Below are 14,424 nucleotides of genomic sequence, written 5' to 3' on the forward strand. Positions count from 1 at the left end.
CATGTCCCGTCCGGCTGGGGGGTCATGACGAGAGTCGGTGGACAGATCACGAGAAAGACACCACGCGAGTGGGGCAGTCAGGGCCGGGGTCACACCGGACTCCCGTCCTTAACATTCTCTACGTCAGGGCCGAGGTCTAGTCTGGTCCCATGAGCTCATCACGTCCCCTGCCCGCGATCGGGCACCGCCCGGACGTCACTCGCACGGTGGCCCCGTTCGAGGTCGTCTCCGAATACTCGCCCTCCGGCGACCAGCCCACCGCGATCGAGGAGATCTCCGAACGGCTCGAATCCGGGGAGCGCGACATCGTCCTCCTCGGCGCGACCGGCACCGGCAAGTCCGCGACCACCGCGTGGCTCATCGAACAGGTCCAGCGGCCCACCCTCATCATGGCGCCGAACAAGACCCTCGCCGCCCAGCTGGCCAACGAGTTCCGGCAGCTGCTACCGAACAACGCCGTCGAATACTTCGTCTCCTACTACGACTACTACCAGCCCGAGGCGTACGTCCCGCAGACGGACACGTTCATCGAGAAGGACTCGTCGATCAACGACGAGGTCGAACGGCTGCGGCATTCGGCGACGAACTCCCTGCTCACCCGCCGCGACGTCGTCGTCGTCTCGACGGTCTCGTGCATCTACGGCCTCGGCACCCCAGAGGAGTACGTCGACCGCATGGTCACCCTGCGCAAAGGGCAGGAATGCGATCGCGACGAACTCCTCAAACGGTTCGTCTCGATGCAGTACTCCCGCAACGACATGGCGTTCACGCGCGGCACCTTCCGCGTGCGCGGGGACACCGTGGAGATCATCCCGCAGTACGAGGAGCTCGCCCTGCGCATCGAGTTCTTCGGCGACGAGATCGAATCCCTCCAGACCCTGCACCCGCTGACCGGGGAGATCATCCGCGACGAGGACACCATCCACGTCTTCCCCGCCTCCCACTACGTCGCCGGCGAGGACCGCATGGGGCGGGCGATCAGCGAGATCGAGGACGAACTGCAGTCCCGGCTCAGCGAGTTCGAGGCCCAGAACAAGCTCCTCGAAGCACAGCGGCTGAAGATGCGCACGAGCTACGACCTCGAGATGATGGAGTCGATGGGCTTCACCTCGGGCATCGAGAACTACTCCCGCCACATCGACGGTCGCCCGGCAGGCTCCGCGCCGAACTGCCTGCTCGACTACTTCCCCGAGGACTTCCTCCTCGTCGTCGACGAGTCGCACGTCACGGTGCCCCAGATCGGCGGCATGTACGAAGGCGACATGTCCCGCAAGCGCACCCTCGTCGAACACGGCTTCCGGCTGCCGAGTGCGATGGACAACCGTCCCCTGAAGTTCGACGAGTTCCGGGAGCGGGTCGGGCAGACCGTGTACCTCTCGGCGACCCCCGGCGACTTCGAACTCGACCGCGCCGAGGGCACCGTCCAGCAGATCATCCGCCCGACCGGCCTCGTCGACCCCGAGGTCGTCGTCAAACCGACGAAGGGTCAGATCGACGACCTCCTCGACGAGATCCGCACTCGCGTGGACCGCAACGAACGCGTGCTCGTGACGACGCTGACGAAGAAGATGGCCGAGGACCTCACCGACTACCTCCTCGAACACGACGTCCGCGTCCAGTACCTCCACTCCGACGTCGACACCCTGCGCCGCGTCGAACTCCTCACCGAGCTGCGCGCCGGCGAGTTCGACGTCCTCGTCGGCATCAACCTCCTCCGGGAGGGCCTCGACCTCCCGGAGGTCTCCCTCGTCGCGATCCTCGACGCCGACAAGGAGGGCTTCCTCCGGTCGACGACCTCGCTCATCCAGACGATCGGGCGCGCGGCCCGCAACGTCCACGGCGAGGTCCACATGTACGCGGACACGATCACCCGGTCGATGCGGGAGGCGATCAACGAGACCAACCGCCGGCGTGAGATCCAGATCGCCTACAACGAGGAGAACGGCATCGACCCGGCGCCGCTGGTGAAGAAGATCGCCGACATCACCGAACGCCTCCAGCGCGAGGACGCCGACACCCGCGAACTGCTCACCGAGTTCGACTACGGCAAGGGCAAGCGGGGATACAACTCGACGCTCACCGACGAACAGCGCCAAGCAGCCTCCGGCGGCACCTCGCTGCGCCCGCCGGCCGCTGATCTCACCGAGCTCATCGAGTCGCTGACCACGCAGATGCACGCGGCGGCGGCCGAACTCCAGTTCGAACTCGCGGCGCGTCTGCGCGACGAACTCTCCGACCTCAAGAAGGAGCTGCGGGCGATGAAGGAGGTCGGTCACGCCTGAGATCGCCGCCGTGCACCGGCGGACTCGACAAGGCGACTATACTGGTGTGGCTGGCGAAAGGGAGTATCCCGTCCATCCGCGCTCGTCACCACGACCCCTCTCGAGGGTCCGGGCGCGGAGCGCACGCCGCCGCTGAACAAGCGGACACAGCGTGGGAGAGACTTTCGGCACGGGTACACCACACCGTCATCACGAAAGGCATCCATGGATATCCTGTCCTCCACCCTCGCCGCGGGCGGCAGCACCGCAGCGTCGAGCGGGGCCGTCATTCCGCCGTGGTTCATGATCACCTCGGGGATCATCATCGTCGCGATCCTCATCTTCGACGTGCTCCTCGTCTTCAAACGCCCCCACGTTCCCTCGATGCGCGAGGCGACCCTCTGGGTCGTGTTCTACGTCTCGCTCGCACTCATCTTCGGCGCCTCCCTGTTCTGGATCGGCGACGCCCAGCACGGCAGCGAGTTCCTCACCGGCTGGCTGCTCGAATACTCCCTGAGCGTCGACAACCTCTTCGTCTTCATCATCATCATGGGCAGCTTCCAGGTCCCCCGGAAGTACCAGCAGGAAGTCCTCATGGTGGGCATCATCATCGCCATCATCTTCCGCGGGCTCTTCATCCTCGCGGGTGCGGCGATCATCAGCGCCTTCGTCGAGGTCTTCTTCATCTTCGGCATCTTCCTCCTCTTCGTCGCCTACCGGCAGGCATTCAGCAGCGAGGACGAAGGCGACGGCGAGAACTTCCTCATCCGCTTCCTCCGCAAGCGGATGAACATCATCGACGAGTACCACGGCAACAAGCTGCGCGTCGACATCGACGGCACGAAGTACTGGACGCCCATGTTCATCGTCTTCCTCGCCATCGGCTCGACCGACGTGATGTTCGCGCTCGACTCGATCCCGGCGATCTTCGGCGTCACGCAGGTTCCGTTCCTCGTCTTCACCGCCAACGTGTTCGCCCTCATGGGTCTGCGTCAGCTCTACTTCCTCCTCGGCGGGCTCGTCGACAAACTCGTCTACCTCCACTACGGCATCGCCGCGATCCTCGCGTTCATCGGCGTCAAGCTCTTCATCACCGCCCTCCACGAGACCGACATCTCATGGCTGCAGTGGGGCAAGGTCGTGCCCGAGGTGCCGACCTGGCTGTCGCTGACGTTCATCGTCGTGGCCATGGCCGTGGCGACGATCGCCTCGCTCATCAAGATGAAGCGGGACGGCAAGTCGTTCCGCGATCAGGGGCCGCAGGAGTCCGAGGCACCCCAGGGCACCGAGAAGTGAACCCGGCACCGAGTGCGGGTCGGCTCGGCACCGAACTCGGGTGAATGAGACGTGGGGGGGGGGGTGAGTTCCCCCCCCCCACGTTTCGTCAGCGGCTTGTGCAGGCGGCTCACCGCCTCACGCAAGCACTTCAGCGGCTTGCGCCTCGGCGGCTCACGCCTCGGCGAAGGGCCCGAACACCGGAGTCCACTGCCGGATCGAGACGCTGTCGATGACGCCGATCGACGCATACGGGTCCGCCGCCAGGTGGGCTTCGACCTCGGCGGTGTCGGCCGCACGGAAGACGAGCAGCCCGCCGGGGGCGGGCGAGTCGTCGAGCGGACCCGAGGCGAGGATGACCCCGGCCTCATGGAGCCCGGACTGCCACTGCCGGTGCTTGGGCCGGTGCTCCATCCGGGTCTCCGTGTCGGGGCCGTAGACATAGGTGACGGCGAATACCGGCATCTCACACTCCTGGGGTTCGTTGAATAGGATGGACATCAGTCTAAAGCGAAAGGTCAGTGCATAGCCGTGACGAGGTTGCAGGAGATTCCGGCGGAGTTCGCCGACGAGGACTCGATCGTCGAAGCGTTCGCCGAGTACTGCCGTGCGCTCGGCATCACACCCTACCCGGCGCAGGACGAGGCGATGCTCGCCATCGTCACCGGGGACAACACGATCGTCGCCACCCCGACCGGTTCGGGGAAGTCGCTCGTCGCCCTCTTCGCGCTCTACGCCTCGTTCACCCGTGGCATCCGGGCCTACTACACGGCCCCGCTCAAGGCGCTCGTCAGCGAGAAGTTCTTCGCCCTCGTCGACGCCTTCGGTGCGGAGAACGTCGGCATGATCACCGGCGACACGACCGTCAACGGGGACGCCCCGGTCATCTGCGCGACCGCGGAGATCCTCGCCAACCAGGCCCTGCGCGAGGGCGGGCTCCTCGACGTCGGCATGGTCGTCATGGACGAGTTCCACTACTTCGCCGACCCCACCCGCGGCTGGGCCTGGCAGGTTCCCCTCCTCGAGATGCCGCAGACGCAGTTCGTCCTCATGTCGGCCACCCTCGGCGACACGACGGAGATCCGTCGGACCATGGAGGACGCGACGGGCCGCGATTCCGCCGTCGTCACCTCGGCGTCGCGGCCCGTGCCGCTCGACTTTGAGTACTCGACCGAGCCGCTCTCGGACACCCTGCGCGCCCTCATCCGCCACGACAAGGCCCCCGTCTACGTCGTCTCCTACTCCCAGGCGGGTGCCATCGACCTCGCCACCGGCCTCCTCTCCGTCGACCTCGCGACGAAGGATCAGAAGGCCCGCATCGCCGAGGCGATCAAGGGGTTCACGTTCTCCAAGGGCTTCGGTCAGACCCTGCGCCGGCTCCTCCTCCACGGCGTCGGCGTCCACCACGCGGGCATGCTCCCGAAGTACCGCCGCCTCGTCGAACGCCTCGCCCTGCAGGGCATCCTCCTCGTCATCTCCGGCACCGACACGCTCGGGGTGGGCATCAACGTCCCCATCCGCACCGTCCTGCTCACCGGCCTGACGAAGTTCGACGGACGCAAGATGCGCAGGCTCAGCGTCCGCGAGTTCCAGCAGCTCGCCGGCCGGGCGGGCCGGGCCGGGTTCGACACCCGCGGCTACGTCGTCGCCCAGGCGCCCGAACACGTCATCGAGAACCTCCGCGCCGAGGCGAAGGCGGCCAACGACGACAAGAAGCGGAAGAAGGTCAAGAAGAAGGCCGCCCCCGCCGGCTTCGTCGGCTGGTCGGAGGAGACCTTCGCCAAGCTCATCGAGTCCGAACCCGAATCGCTGCGCTCCCGGATGCGCATCGACCATTCGACGATCCTCAACCTCGTCGCCCGGCCCGGCTCCGACGTCGCGACGATCTCCCGCTTCATCGACGCGACACACGAGAGCCGCGACCGCCACCTCGACCTCAAACTCACCGCCCTGCGCATCGGGCGCTCCCTCATCGATGCGGGCCTCATCGAAGCCCGCGGCGGCGAACTCGTCCCCACCGCGGACCTCGGCCCCCAGTTCGCCCTCAACCAGCCGCTGGCCCCGTTCGTCCTCGCCGGCCTCGACCTCCTCGACCCGGAGTCGCCGAGCTGGGCGCTCGACGTCGTCTCCCTCGTCGAGGCGACGACCCCCGTGCCGTTCACGATCCTCAAGGGCCAGCTCGACCGGATCAAACGGGAGACCCTGGCCGAACTCAAGGCGGAGGGCCTCGACTACCCGGAGCGGATGGCGATCCTCGACGAGGTCGAAGGCCCGAAGCCGCTGGCCGATATCCTCGTCCCCGCCTTCGAGCACTTCGTCGCAGCCCATCCGTGGCTGCGGGCCGGTGACTTCGAACCGAAGTCGATCGTGCGGGACATGATCGAGCAGGCGATGGGCTTCACCCAGTTCGTCGGCTACTACGGGCTCGCCCGTGCCGAAGGCAGTCTGCTGCGCTACCTCACCGACGTCTACCGGGCGCTCACCCACAACGTCCCCGCCGACCGCCGCGGCGAGGAGCTGCAGGAGATCATCGAATGGCTGGGGGAGACGGTGGCCCGCACCGACTCTTCGCTCATCGACGAATGGCGCACCCTGCAGGGTCTGAGCCCGACCGAGACCGACTTCGGGGAGCTGCCCGACCTCGAGCGTCGGTTCTCGGAGAACACGAAGCTCTTCACCGCCGAGATCCGCAACGCGCTCTTCCACCGGGTGCTCCTCGCCGAACGCGGCGACTACGACGAGCTCGGCCGCCTCGACGCGGAGTCCGGGTTCGACAAGGCGGCCTGGGAGGAGGCGATCGAGGACTTCTACGACGAGTACGGCGACCTCCTCATCGACCAGGCCGCGCGCGGTCGGGAATTTATCGACATCGTTCCTGGTTCGACTGTCTGGGCCGTCCGGCAGATCCTCTCCGACCCCGACGGCAACCGCGACTGGGCCATCGACGCCGAGGTGGACGTCGCGGCCAGTGACGACAGCGGTGACATCGTGGTGCGGATCACGGCGGTCGGAGAGATCGACAGCACCCATGCGCGGGCGGAGTAGTCGCCCGTGTCAGGGCCGAGTAATACAGTGGATCAGGTGATGAGAACGAACAGTGCGACCAGTGCTCAGACGCCCTCCGGCGTGTCCCATCTCGACACGCTGTGGGTCAAAGGCGCCCGCGCGCACAACCTCAAGAACGTCGAGATCGCGCTGCCACGGGACTCGATGGTCGTCTTCACCGGGCTCTCGGGCTCGGGCAAGTCGTCCCTGGCCTTCGACACGATCTTCGCCGAGGGGCAGCGCCGCTACGTCGAATCCCTGTCCTCGTACGCGAGGATGTTCCTCGGCCAGATGGACAAACCCGACGTCGACTTCATCGAGGGACTGTCCCCGGCGGTGTCGATCGACCAGAAGTCGACCTCCCGCAACCCGCGGTCGACGGTGGGCACGATCACCGAGATCTACGACTTCCTCCGCCTGCTGTGGGCCCGCATCGGCGTCCCGCACTGTCCGATCTGCGGTGAGGTCATCACGAAGCAGACCCCGCAGCAGATCGTCGACCAGCTCCTCGAGCTGCCGGAGAGGACGAAGTTCCTCGTCCTCGCCCCCGTCGTACGGTTGCGCAAGGGCGAGTTCGTCGACCTCTTCACGGACCTGCAGACGAAGGGCTTCTCCCGCGCCATCGTCGACGGCGAGCAGATCAGCCTGAGCGATCCGCCGACCCTGGACAAGAAGTACAAGCACACGATCTCCGTCGTCGTCGACCGCCTCGTCGCGAAGGACGGCATGCGGCCGCGTCTGACCGACTCGGTCGAGACCGCGCTCGGCCTCGCCGACGGCCGCATCGACGTCGACCTCGTCGACGAAGGGGTGACGCGGACGTTCTCCGAGCACATGTCGTGCCCGAACGAGCACCCGCTGACGATCGACGAGATCGAACCCCGCACGTTCTCCTTCAACTCGCCCTTCGGCGCGTGCCCGACATGCGACGGCATCGGCACCCGCCTCCAGGTCGACGAGAGCCTCGTCGTCCCCGACGAGGACCTCAGCCTCGGCGAGGGGGCGATCGCGCCCTGGTCGGGCGGCAAACAGGTGACGAAGTACTTCAACCGTCTGCTCACCGGATTGGGCAACGAGCTCGGCTTCACCCTCAAGACGCCGTGGAAGGACCTCACGAGCGCTCAGCGCACCGCGATCCTCACCGGCAAGGACTACGAGGTCCACGTCAAGTACAAGAACCGGTTCGGGCGGGAGCGGACGTACTCGACGGGCTTCGAAGGCGTCTTCCAGTACATCCAGCGCAAACACGACGAGACCGAATCGGACTGGTCGCGTGAGCGCTACGAGTCGTACATGCGCGAGATCCCGTGCGCGAGCTGCGACGGCACCCGTCTCAAACCCGAAGCGCTGGCCGTCAGGGTCGGGGACCGGTCGATCGCCGAGGTCGCCGAACTCGCCCTTGACGAGGCTGCCGACTTCCTCTCCGCACTCGAGCTCTCCGGTCGCGACGCGGCCGTGGCGGCACAGGTGATGAAGGAGATCAACGCCCGCCTCGGCTTCCTCCTCGATGTCGGACTCGAATACCTCAGCCTCAACCGGGCCGCCGGCACGCTGTCCGGCGGTGAGGCCCAGCGCATCCGCCTGGCCACGCAGATCGGCTCCGGGCTCGTCGGCGTCCTCTACGTCCTCGACGAACCCTCGATCGGCCTCCACCAGCGCGACAACCGGCGCCTCATCGACACGCTCATCAAACTCCGCGACCTCGGCAACACGCTCATCGTCGTCGAGCACGACGAGGACACGATCGCCGCCGCCGACTGGATCGTCGACATCGGCCCCGGCGCCGGTGAACACGGGGGAGAGGTCATCTACTCCGGTCCCGTGCCCGGGCTCAAGGACGCGGACCGCTCGATCACCGGCGCGTACCTCGACGGGCGCAAGGCGATCGCGATCCCCAGCCACCGCCGGCCCATCGATCCCGAGCGGATGGTCACGGTCGAGAAGGCGAGCGAGAACAACCTCCGCGACATCACCGTCTCCGTTCCCCTCGGCGTCCTCACCGCCGTCACGGGCGTCTCCGGTTCCGGCAAGTCGACACTGGTCAACGAGATCCTCTACACGCAGATGGCGAACGTCCTCAACGGGGCCTCCCGAGTGCCGGGCCGGCACAAGCGCGTGACCGGGCTGGAGAACCTCGACAAGGTCGTCCACGTCGACCAGTCCCCGATCGGGCGCACCCCGCGGTCGAACCCGGCGACGTACACCGGCGTGTTCGACCACATCCGCCGCCTGTTCGCGGAGACCGAATCGGCGAAGGTCCGCGGCTACCAGCCGGGCCGCTTCTCCTTCAACGTCAAGGGCGGGCGCTGCGAGAACTGCAGCGGCGACGGCACGATCAAGATCGAGATGAACTTCCTCCCCGACGTCTACGTCCCCTGCGAGGTCTGCGGGGGAGCCCGGTACAACCGGGAGACCCTCGAGGTGACGTTCAAGGGGAAGACGATCGCCGAGGTGCTCGACATGCCCATCGAGGAGGCCGCGGAGTTCTTCGCCGCGATCCCCGCGATCTCACGGCACCTGACGACGCTCGTCGACGTCGGCCTCGGCTACGTGCGCCTCGGACAGCCGGCGACGACCCTGTCCGGCGGTGAGGCGCAGCGCGTCAAACTCGCCGCGGAACTGCAGAAGCGCTCCCGCGGACGCACCGTCTACGTCCTCGACGAACCGACGACGGGACTCCACTTCGAGGACATCTCGAAGCTCCTCCACGTCCTCCAAGGGCTCGTCGAGAAGGGCAATTCGGTCATCGTCATCGAACACAACCTCGATGTCATCGCCAACGCCGACCACGTCATCGACCTCGGTCCCGAAGGCGGACGCGGCGGCGGCCAGGTCGTCGCCGAAGGCACCCCGGAAGAGGTCGCGAAGAACCCGCAGAGCCACACCGGGCGCTTCCTCGCAGAGATGCTCGATGGCTGACCCGAGCAGCTATCGTCCGGCCACGGGCAGCATCCCCACCTCCCCGGGGGTGTACAAGTTCCGCGACCCCGACCGGCGGGTGATCTACGTCGGCAAGGCGAAGAACCTCCGCAACCGGCTCAACTCGTACTTCTCCAACCCGGCCGGGCTCCACCCCCGGACCTCGACGATGGTCCACACCGCCGCCTCGGTGGAATGGACCGTCGTCGACACCGAGGTCGAAGCGCTCCAGCTCGAGTGGACGTGGATCAACGAGTACAACCCGCGGTTCAACGTCATGTTCCGTGACGACAAGTCCTACCCGTACCTTGCGATCACGATGAACGACGAAGTGCCGCGGGCCTTCATCACCCGCGGCAAACGCCGTAAGGGAGTGAAGTACTTCGGGCCCTTCGGCCAGGTGTGGGCCATCCGAGACACCCTCGACCTCCTGCTCAAGGTGTTCCCCATGCGCACGTGCACCCCGGGCGTGTACCGGCGGGCCGAACGCAGCGGACGTCCGTGCCTGCTCGGCTACATCGACAAATGCTCCGCGCCGTGCGTGGGCAGCATCAGCATCGAGGACCACCGGGAGCTCGCCCGCGGCGTCGTCGACTTCATGTCCGGCAGCACCGGGCGTTTCATCAGCGAACGGAAGAAGGAGATGGCCGAGGCCGCGGCCGAACTCGACTACGAGCAGGCGGCGCGTCTGCGCGACGAGCTCACGGCCCTGCAGAAGGTCCTCGACAAGTCCGCCGTCGTCCTCTCGATCTCCGCCGACTGCGACATCTTCGCCCTCGTCACCGAGGAGCTCGAAGCCTCCGTCCAGGTCTTCCACGTCCGCGGCGGACGCATCCGCGGCCAGCGCGGCTGGATCATCGAACGCTCCGACGACCACGGTCCCGCCGAACTCACCACGGACTACCTCCGGCAGGCGTACACGGGCCTCGACGCCGAGGCGATCCCGAAGGAGATCCTCGTCGACACCGTGCCCGCCGACCTCGACTCCCTCGAGAGCTGGCTGAGCCGGCAGCGGGGCTCGAAGGTCACCGTGCGCGTGCCCGAACGCGGCGAGAAGAGGGCCGCGCTCGAGACCGTGGCGAAGAACGCGAAGGAAGCCCTCGTCCAGCACAAGCTCAAGCGCTCCTCGGACCTGACCACCCGCAGCACGGCGCTCAAGGAGATCCAGGACCACCTCGGCCTGCCCGAGGCACCCCTGCGCATCGAATGCATCGACATCTCCCACACGCAGGGCTCGAACGTCGTCGCGAGCCTCGTCGTCTTCGAAGACGGCCTGGCGAAGAAGCGCGACTACCGGCACTTCGCGATCCACGGCGAGGCGGCCACGGATGACACGGCGTCGATGTACGACGTCGTCTCCCGCCGCTTCAGCCGCTACCTCGAGCAGATGGCCTCCGACGAACCCGACGACCGCTTCGGGTACCGTCCGAGCCTCCTCGTCGTCGACGGCGCCGGACCCCAGGTGGCCGCCGCCACGAGGGCATTGTCGGACCTCGGCATCGTCGACATCTCCGTCGTCGGGCTCGCCAAGCGCCTCGAGGAGGTGTGGGTGCCCGACGATCCGTTCCCCGTCATCCTGCCGCGCAACTCCGAAGGGCTCTTCCTCATGCAGCGCCTGCGCGACGAAGCCCACCGGTTCGCGATCACCTACCACCGGTCGAAGCGGGCGAAGGCGATGACGAGCTCCGTGCTCGATGCGATCCCCGGCCTCGGCGAGTCCAAACGCACGGCCCTGCTCAGGCACTTCGGGTCGGTGAAGAAGACGCGGGCGGCGAGCATTGAGGAACTCACCGCGGTCAAGGGCATCGGCCCGGCGCTCGCGGAGAAGATCGCCGCTGCCCTCCGCGAGGACTGACCCCACCGCGCGGTCCGAGCACGGGTCCCACCTGACTCCGCGCGCACGGAGGCGCGTGCTCTACAGTAGTGTCGAATCAGATCGACCGGTGTCGAGACGGATCGGCCGACGCCGTGTCGGCTCGACGAGTCTCGCACCCCACCGACCCGAGGAGGACGCATGAGCACATCTGCCGACGCGAACGGTGCCGAGCATCCCATCGAGGTCGTGCTCGTCACCGGCATGTCCGGTGCCGGCCGGACGACCGTGGCCAACGTCCTCGAGGACCTCGACTGGTATGTCGTGGACAATCTGCCGCCGCAGATGATGCGCCCGCTCGTCGAACTCGTCGCCCGCGCCGACGGCGCGGTGCCGAAGATCGCGATCGTCACCGACTCGAAGGGGCGGGCGAAGTACGCCGAGGTCGAGGACACGATCTCCGACTTCCTCGACCAGGGACTGTCCCTGCGCATCCTCTTCCTCGACGCCGCCGACGAGGTCCTCGTCCGCCGCTTCGAATCGACCAGGCGTCCGCACCCCCTGCAGGGCGAGGGCACACTCCTCGACGGGATCGAAGCCGAACGCGAGGCACTCGAATCCCTCAAGCACCGCGCCGACATCATCATCGACACCTCCGATCTCAACGTCCACCAGCTCGGCTCCGAGGTGCGCAAGCGCTTCAGCGCCGACGACGCGCCCCCGCTGCGGCTGACCGTGATGAGCTTCGGCTTCAAGTACGGTCTGCCCAAGGACGCCGACAACGTCGCCGATGTGCGGTTCCTGCCCAACCCGTACTGGATTCCCCACCTGCGCGGACACAACGGCCTCGACTCCGATGTCGCGGACTTCGTCCTCGGGCAGAACGGCGCCGAGGAATTCATCGACCGCTACACCGCGACCCTCGACACGATCGCCCAGGGCTACCTCCACGAAGGCCGCAGCTATGCGCTCATCGGCATCGGCTGCACGGGCGGCAAGCACCGGTCGGTGGCGATCAGCGAACGCATCGCCAAGGGCCTCGAGGCCCGCACCGGCATCCCCGTCACCGTGCGCCACCGCGACCTGGGGAGGGAGTGAGATGGAGACCGAGGACCTCCCGCAGATCACCCCCACGGTGATCAATAAGGGACCGAAGATCGTCTCCTTCGGCGGCGGCCACGGCCTCTACGCCGCCCTGCGCGCCTTCCGGCTGCTCACGGAGTCGCTCACCGCCGTCGTCACCGTCGCCGACGACGGCGGCTCCTCGGGTCGCCTCCGCGACGAACTCGGGGGACTGCCCCCCGGTGACCTGCGCATGGCGCTGGCCGCGCTGTGCGACGACGGCAACTGGGGCCGGACGTGGCGCGACGTCATCCAGCACCGCTTCGACTCGGAAGGCGAACTCAACGGCCACGCCGTCGGCAACCTCCTCATCGCCGCCCTCTGGCAGATCCACGGCGACCACGTCGCCGGCCTCGACTGGATGGCCAAGCTGCTGCGCGCCCACGGACGCGTGCTGCCGATGTCCTCGGTGCCGCTGACCATCGAGGCCGACGTCCAGTTCCCCGGATCCTTCCAGGTCGTCCGCGGGCAGTCCGTGCTCGCCTCGACCCGCGGCCACGTCGAATCCGTGCGCCTCGACCCGGCGGATCCGCCCGCCCGCTACGAGACCGTCGAAGCCGTCGCCGAGGCCGACGTCCTCAACCTCGGACCCGGCTCCTGGTACACCTCGGTGATGCCGCACCTGCTCGTGCCCTCGCTCGCCGACGCGATCGTGCGCTCCTCGGCGGTGAAATCCCTCACGCTCAACCTCTCCGCCTCCGACGGCGAGACCCGTGACCTCAGTCTCGGTGCACACCTCGCCTCCCTCCACCGTCACGCCCCCGCCCTGCGCCTGGACTACGTCCTCGTCGACGAGGCGACGATCGGCATCGAACCGGAGCTCGAAGCCCACGCGAGGGAGATGTTCGGCGCGAAGCTCCGGGTCCATCCGCTCAGCTCCCGGAGGGCCGGTCAGCATGACAGTCTCAAGCTTGCGGCATGTTACCGTGACATGTTGATCGACGCCGGCATCGGCGTCGACGAGCAGTGGTAGGACTCATCCGTGCAGGAGGACGAACAATGGCATTGACCGCTCAGGTCAAGGACGAGCTCGCGAGGGTGAAGATCACACGCACCTCGGCTCGGAAGGCCGAAGTGTCCTCGATCTTCCGCTTCTCCTCCGCCCTCCACCTCGTCAACGGATCGATCGTGCTCGAAGCCGAACTCGACACCGCGCAGGCCGCAAAGCGCCTGCGCAGCGAGATCAAGGACCTCTACGGACAGTTCGCGGACATCGTCGTCATCAACGCCGCCGGTCTGCGCCGGTCCAACCGCTACCTGCTGCGCGTCACCCGCGACGGCGGAGCGCTGGCCCGGCAGACCGGTCTCGTCGACAACCGGGGCCGTCCCGTGCGCGGACTGCCCTCGGCGATCGTCAACGGCTCCGTCGCCGACGCCGAGGCGGCCTGGCGCGGTGCGTTCCTCTCCCACGGCTCGCTCACCGAACCCGGACGCTCCTCCGCCCTCGAGGTCACCTGCCCGGGACCCGAGGCCGCCCTCGCCCTCGTCGGCGCCGCCCGCCGACTCGGACTGAGCGCGAAGGCCCGCGAGGTCCGCGGCGTCGACCGCGTCGTCATCCGCGACGGCGACGACATCGCCGCCCTGCTCACCCGCATGGGATCGCACAACGCCGTCCTCGTGTGGGAGGAGCGGCGCATGCGCCGCGAAGTCAGGGCCACAGCCAACCGGCTCGCGAACTTCGACGACGCGAACCTCCGCCGCTCGGCCCGGGCCGCCGTGGCCGCCGGCGCCCGCGTCGAACGGGCACTCGAGATCCTCGGCGAGGACGTCCCCGAGCACCTGCGCTACGCCGGACAGCTGCGCGTCACCCACAAACAGGCCTCGCTCGAAGAGCTCGGGCAGCTCGCCGACCCGCCGATGACGAAGGACGCCGTGGCCGGTCGGATCCGCCGCCTGCTGTCCACGGCGGACAAGCGGGCCGAAGAATTGGGAATTCCTGGGACTGAAGCCAGTCTCACCCCCGACATGCTCGAGGACCGATAGGATCGC

General features: G+C 67.4%; 9 protein-coding genes. 8 read left to right on the plus strand and 1 reads right to left on the minus strand.

Going from position 1 to position 14,424, the window contains the following annotated elements:
- The first annotated feature begins 149 nt into the window (after positions 1-149).
- Both uvrB and AACX88_RS02605 read left to right on the plus strand, forming a co-directional pair.
- Positions 150-2,282 (plus strand): excinuclease ABC subunit UvrB, encoded by a 2,133-nt coding sequence (gene uvrB, locus AACX88_RS02600; RefSeq protein WP_339391548.1) that lies wholly within the window; start codon positions 150-152, stop codon positions 2,280-2,282.
- A gap of 204 nt (positions 2,283-2,486) precedes the next feature.
- On the plus strand, positions 2,487-3,557 hold the full coding sequence (locus tag AACX88_RS02605; protein WP_339391549.1) for a TerC family protein: 1,071 nt from the start codon (positions 2,487-2,489) through the stop codon (positions 3,555-3,557).
- Between the two features lie 153 nt (positions 3,558-3,710).
- Here AACX88_RS02605 and AACX88_RS02610 read toward each other — a convergent pair whose 3' ends face one another.
- Complete coding sequence (locus AACX88_RS02610) at positions 3,711-4,001, minus strand: YciI family protein (protein WP_339391550.1); 291 nt, start codon at positions 3,999-4,001, stop codon at positions 3,711-3,713.
- A gap of 66 nt (positions 4,002-4,067) precedes the next feature.
- Here AACX88_RS02610 and AACX88_RS02615 point away from each other — a divergent pair, with 66 nt between their 5' ends.
- From AACX88_RS02615 to whiA, 6 genes are all read left to right on the plus strand, one after another.
- Positions 4,068-6,581 carry a DEAD/DEAH box helicase gene (locus tag AACX88_RS02615; protein ID WP_339391551.1) on the plus strand — a complete coding sequence of 838 codons (2,514 nt, stop codon included), beginning with the start codon at positions 4,068-4,070 and terminating at the stop codon, positions 6,579-6,581.
- Between the two features lie 39 nt (positions 6,582-6,620).
- On the plus strand, positions 6,621-9,500 hold the full coding sequence (gene uvrA / locus AACX88_RS02620) for an excinuclease ABC subunit UvrA (RefSeq protein ID WP_339391552.1): 2,880 nt from the start codon (positions 6,621-6,623) through the stop codon (positions 9,498-9,500).
- Positions 9,493-11,355: an excinuclease ABC subunit UvrC gene (uvrC, locus tag AACX88_RS02625; RefSeq protein ID WP_339391553.1), complete on the plus strand. Its 1,863-nt coding sequence runs from the start codon at positions 9,493-9,495 to the stop codon at positions 11,353-11,355. Before uvrA ends, uvrC begins: the two co-directional genes overlap by 8 nt.
- A gap of 159 nt (positions 11,356-11,514) precedes the next feature.
- Entirely contained in the window at positions 11,515-12,411 is an 897-nt protein-coding gene (rapZ, locus tag AACX88_RS02630) for an RNase adapter RapZ (RefSeq protein WP_339391554.1), read from the plus strand.
- Between the two features lies 1 nt (position 12,412).
- A complete protein-coding gene (locus AACX88_RS02635; RefSeq protein ID WP_339391555.1) occupies positions 12,413-13,408 on the plus strand; it encodes a gluconeogenesis factor YvcK family protein in 996 nt (331 codons plus the stop codon).
- A 26-nt stretch (positions 13,409-13,434) separates the two neighbouring features.
- Positions 13,435-14,418, plus strand: coding sequence for a DNA-binding protein WhiA (gene whiA / locus AACX88_RS02640; protein ID WP_339391556.1), 984 nt, complete (start codon positions 13,435-13,437; stop codon positions 14,416-14,418).
- Positions 14,419-14,424 lie beyond the last annotated feature (6 nt).

Origin of the sequence: Brevibacterium metallidurans (assembly GCF_037101285.1) — a bacterium.
Lineage (GTDB): Bacteria > Actinomycetota > Actinomycetes > Actinomycetales > Brevibacteriaceae > Brevibacterium > Brevibacterium metallidurans.

Coding starts and splice junctions, on each gene's coding strand:
- uvrB (WP_339391548.1), top strand. CDS start 150: ATGAGCTCATCACGTCCCCTGCCCGCGATCGGGCACCGCCCGGACGTC.
- AACX88_RS02605 (WP_339391549.1), top strand. CDS start 2,487: ATGGATATCCTGTCCTCCACCCTCGCCGCGGGCGGCAGCACCGCAGCG.
- AACX88_RS02610 (WP_339391550.1), bottom strand. CDS start 4,001: ATGCCGGTATTCGCCGTCACCTATGTCTACGGCCCCGACACGGAGACC.
- uvrA (WP_339391552.1), top strand. CDS start 6,621: ATGAGAACGAACAGTGCGACCAGTGCTCAGACGCCCTCCGGCGTGTCC.
- uvrC (WP_339391553.1), top strand. CDS start 9,493: ATGGCTGACCCGAGCAGCTATCGTCCGGCCACGGGCAGCATCCCCACC.
- rapZ (WP_339391554.1), top strand. CDS start 11,515: ATGAGCACATCTGCCGACGCGAACGGTGCCGAGCATCCCATCGAGGTC.
- AACX88_RS02635 (WP_339391555.1), top strand. CDS start 12,413: ATGGAGACCGAGGACCTCCCGCAGATCACCCCCACGGTGATCAATAAG.
- whiA (WP_339391556.1), top strand. CDS start 13,435: ATGGCATTGACCGCTCAGGTCAAGGACGAGCTCGCGAGGGTGAAGATC.